Raw genomic sequence first — 14,733 nt, forward strand, 5'->3', positions numbered from 1 at the left:
CTATAAAGGTGGTGATAGCTAATGATGTTTGAAATGATTTTGCTTGATAATAACGATAAATCTGTAACATATGAAGTTAGGAATCATGATAAAAATATAAAAATAGATAATATCACAGTTAATAAACACGATAAAAGCTATGTACTTGAATCAGGAAAAAAGATTGATAATCAATTTATTAGCGCCACTTACAGGGTGATTTTGAAATGTTTGGAGGATGGAAAATATCCCAAGTCATATGCAAATGGCTGGGGATAGATAAGGCGGATTAATAATTTTAAGACGACTATTGCTAGTCGTCTTTTTTATGCCCTTTTTCCGAGTTGCAGGGCTAAAAAAACAGCCGAGATTACAGGCTCCCAGGCCTTAAAACGTGAGGTACATCATGGACGATGCAACAGTAACAGATGAAACAGTAGCTGACGTAAAGGCAACGGCAACTGCTCCGGAACAAAAGAAAGTTGACGCCGATGAGATTGTTAAAAAGCTTCAAAAGCGCATTGGATTGGAACAATCAAAGAAGAACAGTTACAAATACGACCCTCTAAAATTGGAGGGTCGTTAAACTTAAAACCTTTATTAATTTATCCATCTTGAAACTTGAAAGGTGTGTTATAATTTGTGTACACCAATTTCGGGGAATCTCTTCCCCTACTCTTGGTATTTAATTATTTGAAGAACCTAGTTACAATGTCTATCAAGTTATCAATCAAATTGACTACCACATCTATTATCATGATATAACTGATAAGTTTTTTGTAATCAGGTTCTTTTTTGCAAATACGACCCTCCAAAATTGGAGGGTCGTTAAACGTAAAACAGTGGAAGGGTGAATGAATATGGGAAGGAGTACATATGTCAGTTCCAAAATATGATGAACTAATGAAACCATTGCTTCTGGCAGTACAGGACGGCGGCATTTATAAGATCAAGGATGTCACTGCCACGCTAGCTCATCAGCTAAATTTGTCATCAGAAGATATGGCAGAGATGCTTCCCAGCGGGAGACAGACGGTATTCAAAAATCGTGTGGGTTGGGCAAAGACCTATCTGAAAAAGGCAGGCCTACTGGACAGCCCTGCCCGTGCAACGATTGTAATCACTGAAGCGGGGAAGAAGGTAGTTGCTGAAAACCCGAAGACAATAGACGCTAAGTATCTGGAGCGCTTTCCTTCATTCGTTGAGTTCAAATCAATTCCTGTATCAACAGAGGATGGTGGAGGGAATCCGACAGCAGAAGTTTCTAAAGACCTGACACCGGATGATCAGTTGGAAGATGCCTACAAGGAGATCAATGATAGTCTTGCATCTGATCTGCTTACAGAAGTTTTAAAAATACCGCCATATACGTTTGAGAAGTTCGTTGTCGACCTGCTACTTAAGATGGGATATGGGAAGGCAGATTTTGGAAGCCATGCAACAGTGGCATCAGGCGATGATGGAATTGATGGAATCATCATGGAGGATAAGCTTGGCTTTTCTCTCATCTACATGCAGTCAAAGGAGTGGGCGGTTGATAAAGTTGTAGGTCAGCCTGATATACAAAGCTTTGTGGGGGCAATAGCGGGAAAGAAAGGCGATGGTCTTTTTGTGACGACCGCGAGGTTTTCACAAAAAGCAAAGGATTACGCACATTCGCACCATATCATACTTATTGATGGAGAGCGTCTTGCCAATCTGATGATTGAGTATAACTTCTGCGTATCGACTCGAAAGACATTTGAAATAAAGGCTGTTGACACAGATGCGCTGGCAGAATATCAGGATGATTGAATATTTTAACAAATACGACCCTCCAAAATTGGAGGGCCGTTAAACTTAATTGTACATAAATGGTACTATATGCAGGCAGACAAACATAGGCACATATTTTCTAACATCGTGTCATATATTATGCGGGATTTATTTACCTAATTATATGTATTGCCCGGTAATGCTCTCATTAAACTGTTTGATTTCGTCAGGAGTGCCACCCGCAACAATCCTGCCACCCTCTTTTCCACCTCCCGGTCCCATGTCGATAATGTAATCGGCATTTTTTATCACATCGAGATCATGTTCAATAACCACTACAGTAGCGCCGTGATCAATCAAAGTCTGAAAAACATGCAGCAGTGTCCTCACATCCTGTGGATGCAGTCCGATCGTCGGTTCATCAAAAACAAATACCGAGTCGCTCTGTCCTTTCCCCATCTCGCTGGCAAGTTTTAAACGCTGCGCTTCACCGCCGGAAAGTCCCGGCGTTTCCTCCCCGAGAGTCAGATAACCGAGCCCTAAGTTGTGCAGCACCTGCAGCCGCTGCTGCACGAGTTTAAGCCCGCCGAGTGCGTGCAGAACTTGATCCACACTCATATTCATCAGCTCCGGCAGGCTGTATTCCTGTCCATCCTTTGCCTTGCGGCGGATTTCAAAAGCTTCCTTTCCGTACCGGGAGCCCCGGCAGTCCGGGCAGGGAATCTTCACATCAGGCAGAAACTGAACGTCCAGTGAGATTTCCCCTGTTCCGTCACAGGTCGGACAGCGGAGCTTTCCCGTATTATAAGAGAAATCTCCTGCCTTGAAGGAGCGTTCCTTTGCGTCCTTTGTTTTCGCATAAACTTTTCTGAGTTCGTCGTGGACATTGGCGTACGTCGCCACGGTCGAGCGCACATTGATGCCGATCGGCGTCGCATCGATCAGTTTGACCTGTGTGATACCTTTCGCTTCAATGCTTTTCACATGTGACGGCATCCTCTGCCCGCTGATCTTTGCCTTCAGCGCCGGGATCAGGCTTTCGAGCACCATCGTCGTCTTTCCCGAACCGGAAACGCCCGTCACCACGGTAAGCCGTCCCATCGGTATCCGCACATCCAGAGGATGCACCGTATGAATCTCCCCTGTTTCCAGATGTATAACACCTTTCTCAAACATCGAATCTGTCTGCAAAACCGGACGGATTCTTGCTTCATACTGATCGGATAGGAACGGCCCGATGACAGACTGCGGATTCTTCGAAATGTCTTCGATTGTTCCCTCGGAAATCACCGTCCCGCCGTCTGCTCCGGCTCCTTTTCCCATCTCGATCATCCAGTCAGCATGCTTCAAAACCTGTGTATCATGATCGACAATGATAACGGAGTTCCCGTCCGCCCGAAGATCGTCCATTACGCCGGTCAGGCCCTTGAGATTATAGGGGTGCAGACCGATCGACGGCTCATCAAGAACATAGAGAACGCCGGTCGTGCGGTTGCGGACTGCCCTTGCAAGCTGCACACGCTGCCTTTCACCGGTGGAAAGCGTCGAAGCTGCCCGATCAAGCGACAGGTATCCAAGTCCCAAATCCATCAGCCGCTTTGAGACGTCCATGAAAGATTCGCAGATGTTTTCCGCCATGGGACGCATTTCTTCCGGAAGAGAAGCCGGAACACCCTGCACCCAGGGAATCAGTTCCGAGAGTGTCATCGCCGTCGCCTCATCCAGGCCGATACCCAAAAGCCGCGGCGCGCGGGCGGCTTCCGAGAGCCTTGTTCCATGGCAGTCCGGGCAGACGTCTTCTTCCAGATATTTTTCGAGCCGCTTCATTCCCTTCTCGTTCTTGACCTTGGCCAGGGAATTCTTCACCGAATTAACCGCGCTGTAATAATTAAAATCCATTTCCGCAGGTTCCAGCGTATTCGGATTGACGTAGTGGATGTGGTGCTTCTTCAGCTCGCCGTGATAAACAATCTCTTTCTCCTCTGGCGTCAAATCACGAAATGGAACATCTGTCCGCACGCCCATCGTCCGCACGATATCCTTCATCAGTGACCACATGAGCGTTCCCCAGACGACGACTGCACCTTCATCAATTGTCTTAGAATCATCCGGCACCAGCGCTGCCTCGTTCACGGTCTGGGTGACTCCAGTTCCGCCGCAAGTCTTGCAGGCACCGGTGCTGTTGAAAGCAAGCTCCTCCGCGCCGGGGCCGTAGAATTTCGCGCCGCAGACAGGACAGGTGATTTCCTGCATGGCCGCGACCGAAAGAGACGGCGAACAGTAATGTCCGTTAGGGCAGCGGTGACTCGCAAGCCGGGAAAACATCAGCCGCAGACTATTGAGCAGCTCCGATAGTGTACCGAACGTGCTGCGGATGCCGGGAACTCCCGGCCGCTGGCGCAGCGCAAGCGCCGCCGGTACATACCGGACATCATCCACATCCGCCCGTTCCGCCTGCGTCATTCTCCGGCGCGTATAGGTAGAGAGGGATTCCAAATACCTGCGGGATCCCTCTGCATACAGCGCACCAAGTGCAAGCGACGATTTTCCCGAACCGGAGACACCTGCAATCGCTACAATCTCGTTAAGCGGTACATCTACATTGATATTTTTAAGGTTATGAACCTTTGCGCCGCGTACCTCGATATACTTTGGCAGCATCTTCTGTCTGATCTCACCGGACATAACAATTACCTCTTTTCCATTTACTTTTCCCTTCTTGTGATTCATGATCGTTGTTTTGTTCTTGGTATTGATATTGTATCATATTTCAAATCCATATCAAGTACGCAATAAGTGCCTTACCACTATGAAATCTTCTTATATCGCCTATCTCCGCAATCAGTTTAGGTGCCAAGACATCCCCAACACCTCCCATCGCTCGTACAGTTTCATATTCAGGAAGTGTCTTTGCTAGTTCTTTCATTCGTGTTATTATCTTCAGTAAGGTACTGTCGATTTCTCGAAGTACCCTTACTGCTTCCAATACCAGCATTTTGGTCGATGGGGTATTGGCAGGCAATGTTGGGATACCATCAGATGCAAGATCATAAAGCGTAGCTGCTTTTGATCGGTTCTGGTGGTATTTCTTTTCGGCAGCCCAGGAAATATAGTCCTCAATAAAATCTTCTTTGGTCATCGCCGTTATATTATCGAAATGCCAGTACCTCTCTACGAAATCACTTAGTTTGTCCTTCCCGTTGCTCTCACTCCAACTGTGAAACTCCTTCTTTACTCCTGGCATTGTATAATCCAGCATATGCATTAATTCAAGCAGTGCCTTTACGTGAAGCTCCATGTAATGGCAATACTGCCTTCCCAAAAGCTTTAGTTCTGAGTACACATCATCACTTACTTGATGGTTTTCCAAGCGATACCAGTTGTCAATTCCATAGTTCGCGATAGTGATTGAATCCTGCTTATCGGTCTTTACCCTTCTAAGCCCTCTGGATGCATACTCCTTCATTTCAAAAGGATTAATCACAGCCACAAAAAAGTTCTGGTCTTGAAGCACTGACAACATTGGCAGATGATATATGCCGGTTGCCTCCATAACTATACGAATTTCTCCATCCAGCCGCTGAATCATTTGAATCAGATTCTTCAGCTCACTCTCTGTGTGCCTTACCTCAAATGGGCTTGCGACAATCTCCCCATAAAGTTTTAGTATGCACACTGTACTCTTTCCCTTTGAAACATCAATACCTACGCTAATCATGCATAACCTCCTGTACTTGAATTAGTAATTGTTTACCACCCACACTTATTACCATTCATTTTAGTTGGTTACACGAGAGCTTATCCCTACCTGCTTAAGCGAATACTTATAATAAGGGGTTGGCTGACAGTTTTTAATGCCGGATGTAATAATCCAAAAAGCTTCTCGCCATACCAATTACTCCCCTTATTATAAAAATAAGTGCAGATGTCAGAGGTAATTACTCTCTAACAACTACACTTTTATGGTACTAAAAGCTCCTTTCAATGACAGTCGTGTTGTTCGTTATCACTGAAAGGAGTGTTCGTTTCCAATTATACCGTTAATTAATGATGCTTACATAAACTACCACAATTTCGATATTTATGTAAGTCCAAAAATTCCATGTTGCCTCGATTCCGAAAGCTTCAAGTAGTTAGGTGCGGACATTGATTGGTAAATGGTCCAAGAAAATGTCAGCACCCCCGATGTAATCCGGCACAGCCAGACGCGCTATTTTACATTTACGCATCATGAACTTTAATGATTGTTTTCCCTTTGGAGCCGCCTCGCTTTACCTTATCCAATGCCTCATTTACCTGATTCAGGCTGAATACAGCGTCAACAGAAGTTTCCAGCGGATGATCCTTGTCAAAAAAGCCGGCTATCTTTTCCAACTGATTCCCATCCTCATGTACAAAGAGGAAATCATAGGTCTGGTTCTTTGCCGCCGCCATTTTGTCATACTTTCTTCCGGCCAGCTGAAAAAGTATTTTCTTAATAAGCGGCATCCTGCTTCTTTTTGCGAACCTGCCATTTGGCAGTCCTCTTAGAGATACCAGATTGCCGCCATTTTTCAACACCTTAAATTCATCAGGAAGCGCACGGTCGCCAAGCGTATCAAGAACATGGTCGACATCGGCTAAAACATCGACGTAGTTTTCTTTTTTATAGTCAATGAATTTCTCGGCGCACAGTTTTCTTACCCGTTCTTCATTTTCCGCACTGCCATTTGTATAAACATGCAGTCCAAGACTTCTTGCTATCGGGATCGCCATCGCACCAAGACTTCCTGTTCCTCCGGAAATGAACACGGATTCTCCCGGTTTAACCTGCATGATCTCGAAGGCCTGCATCGCTGTAAGAGCAGTAAGTGGAACTGTTGTCGCCTCCTCAAAGGACAGATTGTCCGGAATATGAGCCAGAGCAGATTCTTTCACTGCGGCATACTCCGCAAATGCACCGATCTTTTTAAGCGGCATCCTGCCATACACCCGGTCACCGGCTTTAAAACGTGTTGCTTTCTTCCCAGCTTTTTCAACAATCCCGGAAAATTCATTTCCAATAATGAGCGGCACCTTATAAGGAACGATCAGTTTTACTTCCCCGCGGATGATCATATTGTCCAGCGGATTCACGCCCGCCGCCATAATATGCACAAGGATTTCATCATCCTCCGGAACAGGTACCGGAAGATCCTGAATTTCCAGATCTGTGCCCTTTTTGTCATAATGAGTTAAAACTGCTGCCTTCATTGTATGGCCTCCTTGTTATTCTTCCTGATATATTCCTGCATATTGCCAATACAGTCTGCGAGCGTCATGCCCTGTAATCTTTTTTCCACACTTTCTTCCATGTCCCGAAACATACCTCCGAGAACCGGTCGGATATTATGCCCGACAATACAGGCATCATTCGGATTCTGATGGAGATCAAACAGATGCAGGTTGTCTGTCTTCATGACGGCCCTGTAGATATCAAGTAGAGAAATATCTTCCGGCTTCCTGACAAGCCGGAAACCACTGACTCCCCGGCGCCCCTCTATGATTCCGGCTTTACTTAATCTTGTGGTAAGTTTCCGGATATAGCTTGCATTTGTACCAACGCTTTCCGCAATCTGATCAGAATTCATGGGAGTCTCTGATTCAGAAATCAGAATCAAAGTGTGAATGGAAGATGAGAATTTTGTATCCACCGTCATACCTCCACCGTATAAGTCGCGATATACTCTGTGTCTTCCGGAGTCTGGATGCCCTTCTCTAGATAATCTCTCACCTGGTTCAGTGTCTTCTCCGGAATTGCCTGTTCCTTATATGTTCGAACGCTCTTTCTATTTCTAATAATTTCTGTATTCATTTCATTTCTCGCTTTCGTTGTTATACCTGTATCTGATACAAATACATTATCAGATGTGATTATCTGTGTCAATAATCACTTACTGTCAGTTTAAAGGGCATACTACCCGCGGTTGATCCACAGCAAAACCGCAAATGAGGAACGAAATATCGTAATCATGTTTGTCCAGGCGAAGGGCAGACTGAATATAATATCGATTGCTGCCCTCAGGCTTTACTGTAATAGCCTCATAGCTCTCATTGAGCTTATTTACTCTGTTTACAGTGATGTCAACCTCAGTTCCCTGCTCATAAAATTATTCCGTGCTGATGGTTATCTTAACATCTCCATTAGAAAGAAGCTCTGCCATCTCTGCCTCATCCTTATCAGATATATGACCAAGCCTTGTGTATGACCAGCTGTTGGAGCCATAGAACACTACCATCTGATTGCCCGAATAAAGTACGATGTCACCTGACCTCGTTGTTGTCTGTTTATCATCTCGTGGCAAGCTCTGTCCTATGGAACCCACCTGTTCAAAACCGCCATACATTGACATCTGAATGGTAATATCACCATCTTTAGCCATATCCCGCAGTCTCTCTACAGCCTGATTGTCTTCCCAATCTACATTAACTTTTGTATCGCCGATTTTCATTGTCATAGAACTATCTCCAATAGCTTCATCTGCTGCTGATTCATCTTTTTCTGATGTTGATATTTCAGTTACTGCATTCTGATTTTCACCGGATTTTATTGTATTTCCTGAACAGGCGCTCATACAAAACATGATTGTCATACAGAATGCTATCAAAATCATGTTTTCTTTCATATCAAGCATCCTTTATTTCAAATTCTCCTTAAAGAAGCTCTCTAGCTTGTCAAATGGAATATAATCCTTATCTCCGCCATCATATAGATCTGTATGCACCGCATCAGGAATTATCATAAGTTCTTTATTATCAGCATACTTGCTGTCTTTTACCATATCTGCATATGCATCCTTTGAGAAATAACATGAATGAGCCTTCTCTCCATGAACAAGTAAAACTGCACTTCTGATCTCGTTGCTATATTTAAGAATTGGCTGATTAACAAAGGATTCACAACCGATTACATTCCAGCCACCATTAGAATTAAGGCTTCTCTTGTGATAACCTCTGTCAGTCTTGTAGTAATCATAGTAATCTTTTACAAAGAAAGGCGCATCCTCAGGAAGTGGGTCTACAACTCCGCCGCCAAGCTTATACTCACCTGCCTTAAGGTCTTCAAGTCTCTGAGCGCACATGGCAGCCCTCTTCTGATACCTTGCTTCTTCGCTGTCCTCTAAGTCAAAATATCCATTAGCATTTACTCTTGTCATGTCATACATTGTCATTGCAGCTGTAGCTTTGATCCTTGTATCAAGAGCTGCTGTATTTACAGCCATGCCGCCCCATCCACAGATACCGATGATTCCAATCCTGTCAGGATCTACTTTTTCATTAAGTGAAAGGAAATCAACTGCAGCCATGAAATCTTCTGTGTTGATATCAGGAGATGCCATATATCTTACGTTCCCACCGGACTCTCCTGTAAATGATGAGTCAAATGCTATTGTTAAGAATCCTCTCTCTGCCATTGTCTGAGCATAAAGACCTGAGCACTGCTCTTTAACTGCACCAAATGGCCCGCATACAGCAATTGCAGGGAGCTTACCATCTGCATTCTTTGGAACATACATATCCGCTGCAAGAGTGATTCCATATCTGTTTACAAATGTGACTTTGCTATGGTCTACCTTATCACTTTTCTTAAAGGTTTTATCCCATTCCGTTACAAGGTTCAGTTCTTCTTTTCTGATCATTTTACATTCCTCCGTTTTAATTACTTTTCTTTTTGAATCTGTCTTATCAAAAAATCCATGTTATCAACTTTCTTCTGACTGTCATGAAGTTCGTCCATCAGATGGCACCGGCATTTTCGTAAATCCCGAAGTAATATTTCGGTATCGCCTTCTTCATACATTTTCTTCATGAAGCAAATCTGTTTATCGTCACAGCCCATGTCAGTAAGGCTTTCAAGAATCTTTTTGGTTTCCATCTTTTTTGCTCCTTCTGATTTTATAGTAAATCCTTGACCAGGTTTTCGCTAATGAATAAAATAAATATCATGATATTCGTTTTTGGAATAACACTTTAATCGTCAACTTTTAGGAGTTTTTCATGGAAATAAAAAATCTCAGATATTTTCTTGCAGTTGCAAGGGAAGAAAATATGTCAAAGGCTGCTGAGCAGCTTCATGTATCACAGCCTACTCTTTCAAAGACATTAAAATCATTAGAGGAAGAACTTGGGAAGAAATTGTTTGTAAGGCACAGTTTCAGCATTTCGCTTACGGACGAAGGGATGCTTCTACGTGACCGCGCACAGGATCTTGTGGCTATGTCAGATAAGATCGAACAGGAATTTAGTTCCCTGGATGATATAACAGGTGGGGATATTTATTTTGGACTGGCCGAGAGCTATCAGATAAGATATCTTGCCAGAGAGATCTATAAGTTAAAAGAAAAATACCCCAACTTCACTTATCATATAACCAGCGGAGATACTGAGCAGGTTACTGAAAAGCTTGATAAGGGCATTTTAGACTTTGCTGTACTATGTGAAACACCTGACAGCAATAAATATGAATATGTTAAGTTTCCGGAAGCCGATGTATGGGGAGCAATCATATCTTCATCTCATCCCCTTGCAAAGAAAAAATTCATCCATGTCTCTGACCTGATAGGACAACCTCTATTTGTATCTGAACAGAGCTGGAACAATGAGATCAAAGTGTGGGCGAAAGACAAATATCCGGAACTTAAGCTTGAAGGCTCTTTCAGACTATCCTATAACGGCTCTGTATTTGCAAGGGAAAACCTTGGAATACTTCTTACATTTAAAGATCTGATAAATACCGAAGGGACTGACATGGTATTCAGACCTCTTTCACCGGAACTGAAATCAGAGCTATATCTCATTTGGAATAAGTATCAGACCTTTACTCCTATTGCCGGTAAGTTTCTGGAGCAGATAAAAAGGGCTTTCAAGTAATTTTCATGAATATTCCGGTGCGCCGGAGGCGCCTGTCCGGTAACCTGGGAGGCAAGCGTACGGCAGAATGAGAAGCATAGGGCCCCTCATGTGCGGCGGAGCCGCCAGCAATGACAAATACGACCCTCCAAAATTGGAGGGTCGTTAAACTAAAAGCTTCGATTTTCCTTAAATAGCTGTCCTCTGCAATTTTATCCCATTTAATAACTGCTGTCTGAATAAACTGGTTATTCATAATCTTCCCCCCTCTTCCGCCTAAAAACGACCATTCATCTGAAGGAATATTTTTATTTTAGCTATTCGATGTATCAGGCAGGTAGGCTGTAAGTGAATCAACTAAGCTTCTAAGGTTACGGGTTTGGATTAAGACACGACCATTGCCGTAGAATTGGTTAACCAGTCCTTCGCCAGTAGTAAAGCCGAATATTCCGGAAGCAACCTGAATATTGTAGTCCAGACTGCTATCCCAGGCTACAACATGTTCATTGTCAATCGTCAGCGGTCTGTCTTGAGTAACAGTCAATTCTATGATATCGCCGAAAGCCGAGACCAGCATATCACCTTGTCCTTGGGTTTCCATAACAAAAAATCCGCCGGTTCCTCCCAAAAAGGCCCCGTCCATATTTTGCGAAACCATATTATAGGAAACTGAGCTGTCACAAGCTAAAAAGACGCCGGTGTTAAGGCGATATTGGCGGCTGCCAATAGGCAGGTTGACGATTTTGCCGGGAACGGACGGAGCAATACCAATAAAAGCCCCTTCAGCCTGTCCAGTAGCATGGGTCATAAAGAAGCTCTCGCCGCTGGTTAAAGACCGCCCCAAAGCACTGAGTAACCCGCCCAGGCCGCTTTTATTGGTGTTCATCTTTCCTTGCAGTTCAACGTTTGAAGAATAGGCCATTGCCCCGCGTTCAACCTGAATAGATTCGCCATAGCCGAGGTTAACTTGTACAATCGGACAATCAGAATCGCCGAGAATTTGGTAGTCCATAAGATTTCCTCCTAAGATTTTTAGTCGCATTGGGGATTAAGCAATTCGTATTTATACCTAATGCTTTACACCCCCAATCGCACATTTTATTGTTCATCTTTCAAAATGATTTTACTGTTATCATCATAAGGCATACAAATGGAAAATACAAACTATAAAAGCCACGTGATGTGCGGAAGTAAACGCGGTAGTCTTTAAAATCAAGCCAAAATAAGCCTCCACCATATAGGCAGAGACTTATTTTTAAAGTTGAGCGACCTTTCATTTTTGATAAGCCGTATTTGCAACAGACTAGAGATTTGCATATTGAATTAATTCAAACTAATTTTGCTTAATCTAGATATGGTTGGTTTAGTGTCCCAAAAGCTATAAATGTTTTCTATTATAAATAACCGTGAATGAATTCCATTCACGGTTAGCAGTTATTTTCCAATTAGATAAGTATTAACTTGATCTAAAAGATCTTTCAAATTATCATATGTCAGCCGTTCTCTGGCATTTTGGTAGTTAAACCAGCCGGCATTCTTGATTTCTTCAGCTTGCAGGTGCAAGTCTTGATCTTTTGTTAATTCAGCTGTATAAAGGGTCATTTGCTTGCGGTTGCCATTGGGCAAGTCATATTCAGTGTAGACGGAAAAATCAGTTTGAATGGGAAGTTCTAGCGTGGTTTCTTCTTTAATTTCACGTTGAGCCGCTTCTAAAAGGCTCTCATTTTCTTCAATGTGTCCCTTAGGAAAGCCCCAAAAATGTCCTTTATTCATACTTTGCAACAGCAAGTACTGAATCTCGCCTGTTTTTTTGCGGTAAATAACAGCACCGCTGGTAATTTCAATTGCCATAAAAACGCCTCATTTCTTCATTTTATATCATCTTACTCTATATTAAGCCATAAAAAAACACCTGCCAAGCAGGTGTTTTTTTTATCCGCGACTTAAGACCCAGAAGAAGACCAAGAAGACGAAGAATAAAGCATACATTAAAGCTGGTACTTCTTTACCACGCTTAGCAGCAATCATGGTAATAGGGTAAGCAATAACCCCTAAAGCCAAACCATCAGCGATACTGTATGTCAAAGGCATGCCAACCACGATCAGGAAAGCAGGGATAGCAATTTCCAATTTATCCCAGTTAACCTTAGCCAAGTTAGAAGCCATCAAAACGCCGACAATAATCAAAGCAGGAGCGGTAACATGGGTAGTAACAACGGCCAGCAATGGTGAAAAGAACATCCCAAAGATGAAAAGGACACCGGTTGTCACTGCGGTTAAACCAGAACGGCCCCCAACGGCAATCCCAGCAGATGATTCAACATAGGCACCAACAGGGGAAGTACCTAAAACAGTACTAACCAGCATGGCTGAAGAATCAGAAATCAACGCACGGCCAACACGTGGAATACGGCCATCTTTGCCGATGAAACCAGCCTGAGTGGTCAAACCAACTAAAGTACCGGCAGTATCAAAGAAAGCAACCAATAAGAAAGTTAAAATAACAATGACTAATTGGAAGGAATTGATATCACTAATATGCTTTAAAGCAACCCCAAATGTTGGTGATAAACTTGGTGCTGCTGAAACAAATGATGTTGGCAAAGCAGTCAAACCAGTAACAATCCCGAAAATAGTAGCGATAACCATGCCGATAAAGATAGCACCGGGAACATTTAAGACCATCAGCACAGCAATGACGAGCAAACCGACAACAGTAACCCAAGTTTCGCCTGAGAAGCTGCCTAACCCAACTAAAGTTGCACTATTCTTAACAACCAAACCGCCATCTTGTAAACCGATAAAGGCGATAAACATCCCAATACCAGCAGAAATAGCATACTTCAAATCTTGCGGAATAGCATTAATGATAGCTTCACGCAAATAGGTTGCAGACATGATAATAAAGATGACTGCAGCGATAAAAGCACCAGCTAAAGCTGTTTGCCAAGGAATCTTCATTCCGATACATACTGAGTAAGCAAAAAAGGCGTTAATCCCCAAAGAAGGAGCTGTTGCGATTGGGTATTTAGCAACAATCCCCATCATTAAACAGCCAAAAGCTGAAGATAAGGCTGTAGCTGTGAAAACAGCGCCTTTGTCCATACCAGAAGCCCCAAGCACTGTTGGGTTAACGAAAAGAATGTAACACATTGAAATAAAAGTTGTAAAACCAGCCAATAGTTCGCGTTTTACAGTAGTGTCAAGGGTTTTAATATTGCCATCTTCATCCTTGACTTTGAAAAAATAAGACTTAATTGCGTCCACAATAATTCTCCTTTACTTCGGTAATTAATACCGAATTTCTATAATTGCATGGTTATACTATACAACATTCGCAAAAACATGTAAATACCTATTACGCAAATAATTAACGTTCGGATTTTATGAGAGCCTTTTCTTAAAAAAAGCAACATACTCTAAAAAACGTCGTCACGGCAAAAGCCGAACTTTATTGCTTAATTAAAAAATTACCGTACAATACGCTAAAATTTTTGTGTGACTGCAATAATTAAAAGTATCTTGTCATTGTCAGTGCTTTTTTCTAAAAATAATCAGGTACTTTATAACATAATCGACACCGTCAAAATTAGTAAAAACATAGGCTTAATTGAAGCTGGAAAAAAGCTGTTGAAAGACCAGCTTGTTTGATAAACTTGAACTACCTACGATCAAAATTCTTGCCGCTTGTTTTTTCCTTAACAACCTACAATAATTGCAAGCATTCCAACTTATTTGCTCAAAATTATTTGTTATAATAAACTTGCGGTTTCTGCAAGGTGAAATCATAAAAAATAAGTAAAGGAATTGATTGAAATGACCCAAGCTGAACAAGTTCAAGCAATTTTAACTGCCCTAAGCCAAGTCATCGATCCTGAGCTAGGGATTGACATTGTAAATCTAGGCTTAGTCTATGACATTGAACTCAGTGGCAGTACCGCCACTGTTACCATGACTCTAACTACCATGGGGTGTCCTTTAGGAAGCTTTTTAGAAGAAGAAATCAAACGTCAGGTTACCAATGTTGACGGTATCTCAGCTTGCCTAGTAAAAATTGTCTGGTACCCCGTTTGGACCATGGACAGAATTAGCGATCAAGGAAAAATAGCTCTCGGAATTACAGGTGAATAA

Annotated in this window: 16 protein-coding genes; 5 read left to right on the forward strand and 11 right to left on the reverse strand. The window is 42.8% G+C overall.

Annotated elements, in window-relative coordinates:
* The first annotated feature begins 21 nt into the window (after positions 1-21).
* The 3 genes from BMX26_RS04690 (at position 22) to BMX26_RS04700 (ending at position 1,773) form a co-directional block, all read left to right on the forward strand.
* On the forward strand, positions 22-258 hold the full coding sequence (locus BMX26_RS04690) for a hypothetical protein (protein WP_075530309.1): 237 nt from the start codon (positions 22-24) through the stop codon (positions 256-258).
* 127 nt (positions 259-385) lie between these two features.
* Positions 386-565, forward strand: a complete 180-nt coding sequence (locus BMX26_RS04695; RefSeq protein WP_075530310.1) for a hypothetical protein — start codon at positions 386-388, stop codon at positions 563-565.
* A gap of 290 nt (positions 566-855) precedes the next feature.
* Positions 856-1,773: a winged helix-turn-helix domain-containing protein gene (locus BMX26_RS04700; protein ID WP_075530311.1), complete on the forward strand. Its 918-nt coding sequence runs from the start codon at positions 856-858 to the stop codon at positions 1,771-1,773.
* A gap of 141 nt (positions 1,774-1,914) precedes the next feature.
* Here BMX26_RS04700 and BMX26_RS04705 read toward each other — a convergent pair whose 3' ends face one another.
* The 7 genes from BMX26_RS04705 to BMX26_RS04735 form a co-directional block, all read right to left on the reverse strand.
* A complete protein-coding gene (locus tag BMX26_RS04705) occupies positions 1,915-4,419 on the reverse strand; it encodes an ATP-binding cassette domain-containing protein (protein WP_075530312.1) in 2,505 nt (834 codons plus the stop codon).
* An 85-nt stretch (positions 4,420-4,504) separates the two neighbouring features.
* Entirely contained in the window at positions 4,505-5,452 is a 948-nt protein-coding gene (locus BMX26_RS04710) for an IS110 family transposase (RefSeq protein ID WP_075530313.1), read from the reverse strand.
* A gap of 503 nt (positions 5,453-5,955) precedes the next feature.
* Positions 5,956-6,966, reverse strand: a complete 1,011-nt coding sequence (locus BMX26_RS04715) for an NADP-dependent oxidoreductase (RefSeq protein ID WP_075530314.1) — start codon at positions 6,964-6,966, stop codon at positions 5,956-5,958.
* Complete coding sequence (locus BMX26_RS04720) at positions 6,963-7,406, reverse strand: Rrf2 family transcriptional regulator (protein WP_225355205.1); 444 nt, start codon at positions 7,404-7,406, stop codon at positions 6,963-6,965. Before BMX26_RS04720 ends, BMX26_RS04715 begins: the two co-directional genes overlap by 4 nt.
* A 456-nt stretch (positions 7,407-7,862) precedes the next feature.
* Complete coding sequence (locus BMX26_RS04725) at positions 7,863-8,378, reverse strand: cyclophilin-like fold protein (protein ID WP_082272484.1); 516 nt, start codon at positions 8,376-8,378, stop codon at positions 7,863-7,865.
* A 12-nt stretch (positions 8,379-8,390) separates the two neighbouring features.
* Positions 8,391-9,392: an alpha/beta hydrolase gene (locus BMX26_RS04730; RefSeq protein WP_075530317.1), complete on the reverse strand. Its 1,002-nt coding sequence runs from the start codon at positions 9,390-9,392 to the stop codon at positions 8,391-8,393.
* Positions 9,393-9,412: 20 nt separating this feature from the next.
* On the reverse strand, positions 9,413-9,628 hold the full coding sequence (locus BMX26_RS04735) for a hypothetical protein (protein ID WP_075530318.1): 216 nt from the start codon (positions 9,626-9,628) through the stop codon (positions 9,413-9,415).
* 122 nt (positions 9,629-9,750) lie between these two features.
* Here BMX26_RS04735 and BMX26_RS04740 point away from each other — a divergent pair, with 122 nt between their 5' ends.
* Entirely contained in the window at positions 9,751-10,623 is an 873-nt protein-coding gene (locus tag BMX26_RS04740) for a LysR family transcriptional regulator (RefSeq protein WP_075530319.1), read from the forward strand.
* Here BMX26_RS04740 and BMX26_RS04745 read toward each other — a convergent pair.
* From BMX26_RS04745 to BMX26_RS04760, 4 genes are all read right to left on the reverse strand, one after another.
* Positions 10,616-10,858, reverse strand: a complete 243-nt coding sequence (locus BMX26_RS04745) for a hypothetical protein (protein WP_075530320.1) — start codon at positions 10,856-10,858, stop codon at positions 10,616-10,618. The two genes, BMX26_RS04740 and BMX26_RS04745, sit on opposite strands and share 8 nt — an antisense overlap.
* A 57-nt stretch (positions 10,859-10,915) precedes the next feature.
* Positions 10,916-11,614 (reverse strand): TIGR00266 family protein, encoded by a 699-nt coding sequence (locus BMX26_RS04750; RefSeq protein WP_075530321.1) that lies wholly within the window; start codon positions 11,612-11,614, stop codon positions 10,916-10,918.
* A gap of 422 nt (positions 11,615-12,036) precedes the next feature.
* Positions 12,037-12,453 carry a bis(5'-nucleosyl)-tetraphosphatase gene (locus BMX26_RS04755; RefSeq protein ID WP_075530322.1) on the reverse strand — a complete coding sequence of 139 codons (417 nt, stop codon included), beginning with the start codon at positions 12,451-12,453 and terminating at the stop codon, positions 12,037-12,039.
* A gap of 81 nt (positions 12,454-12,534) precedes the next feature.
* The gene (locus tag BMX26_RS04760) at positions 12,535-13,872 is read right to left on the reverse strand and encodes an NCS2 family permease (RefSeq protein ID WP_412771400.1); all 1,338 of its coding nucleotides are present in this window, start codon (positions 13,870-13,872) and stop codon (positions 12,535-12,537) included.
* A 546-nt stretch (positions 13,873-14,418) separates the two neighbouring features.
* Between BMX26_RS04760 and BMX26_RS04765 the strand changes: the two genes are divergently transcribed.
* Complete coding sequence (locus tag BMX26_RS04765) at positions 14,419-14,733, forward strand: metal-sulfur cluster assembly factor (protein ID WP_075530323.1); 315 nt, start codon at positions 14,419-14,421, stop codon at positions 14,731-14,733.

It is taken from the genome of Ligilactobacillus sp. WC1T17, from assembly GCA_900110005.1.
GTDB lineage: Bacteria > Bacillota > Bacilli > Lactobacillales > Lactobacillaceae > Ligilactobacillus > Ligilactobacillus ruminis_A.

Excerpts from the sequence above, each read along its gene's own strand:
- BMX26_RS04690 (WP_075530309.1), top strand. The coding sequence starts at position 22 with ATGATGTTTGAAATGATTTTGCTTGATAATAACGATAAATCTGTAACA.
- BMX26_RS04695 (WP_075530310.1), top strand. The coding sequence starts at position 386 with ATGGACGATGCAACAGTAACAGATGAAACAGTAGCTGACGTAAAGGCA.
- BMX26_RS04700 (WP_075530311.1), top strand. The coding sequence starts at position 856 with ATGTCAGTTCCAAAATATGATGAACTAATGAAACCATTGCTTCTGGCA.
- BMX26_RS04705 (WP_075530312.1), bottom strand. The coding sequence starts at position 4,419 with ATGTCCGGTGAGATCAGACAGAAGATGCTGCCAAAGTATATCGAGGTA.
- BMX26_RS04710 (WP_075530313.1), bottom strand. The coding sequence starts at position 5,452 with ATGATTAGCGTAGGTATTGATGTTTCAAAGGGAAAGAGTACAGTGTGC.
- BMX26_RS04715 (WP_075530314.1), bottom strand. The coding sequence starts at position 6,966 with ATGAAGGCAGCAGTTTTAACTCATTATGACAAAAAGGGCACAGATCTG.
- BMX26_RS04725 (WP_082272484.1), bottom strand. The coding sequence starts at position 8,378 with ATGAAAGAAAACATGATTTTGATAGCATTCTGTATGACAATCATGTTT.
- BMX26_RS04730 (WP_075530317.1), bottom strand. The coding sequence starts at position 9,392 with ATGATCAGAAAAGAAGAACTGAACCTTGTAACGGAATGGGATAAAACC.
- BMX26_RS04735 (WP_075530318.1), bottom strand. The coding sequence starts at position 9,628 with ATGGAAACCAAAAAGATTCTTGAAAGCCTTACTGACATGGGCTGTGAC.
- BMX26_RS04740 (WP_075530319.1), top strand. The coding sequence starts at position 9,751 with ATGGAAATAAAAAATCTCAGATATTTTCTTGCAGTTGCAAGGGAAGAA.
- BMX26_RS04745 (WP_075530320.1), bottom strand. The coding sequence starts at position 10,858 with ATGAATAACCAGTTTATTCAGACAGCAGTTATTAAATGGGATAAAATT.
- BMX26_RS04750 (WP_075530321.1), bottom strand. The coding sequence starts at position 11,614 with ATGGACTACCAAATTCTCGGCGATTCTGATTGTCCGATTGTACAAGTT.
- BMX26_RS04755 (WP_075530322.1), bottom strand. The coding sequence starts at position 12,453 with ATGGCAATTGAAATTACCAGCGGTGCTGTTATTTACCGCAAAAAAACA.
- BMX26_RS04765 (WP_075530323.1), top strand. The coding sequence starts at position 14,419 with ATGACCCAAGCTGAACAAGTTCAAGCAATTTTAACTGCCCTAAGCCAA.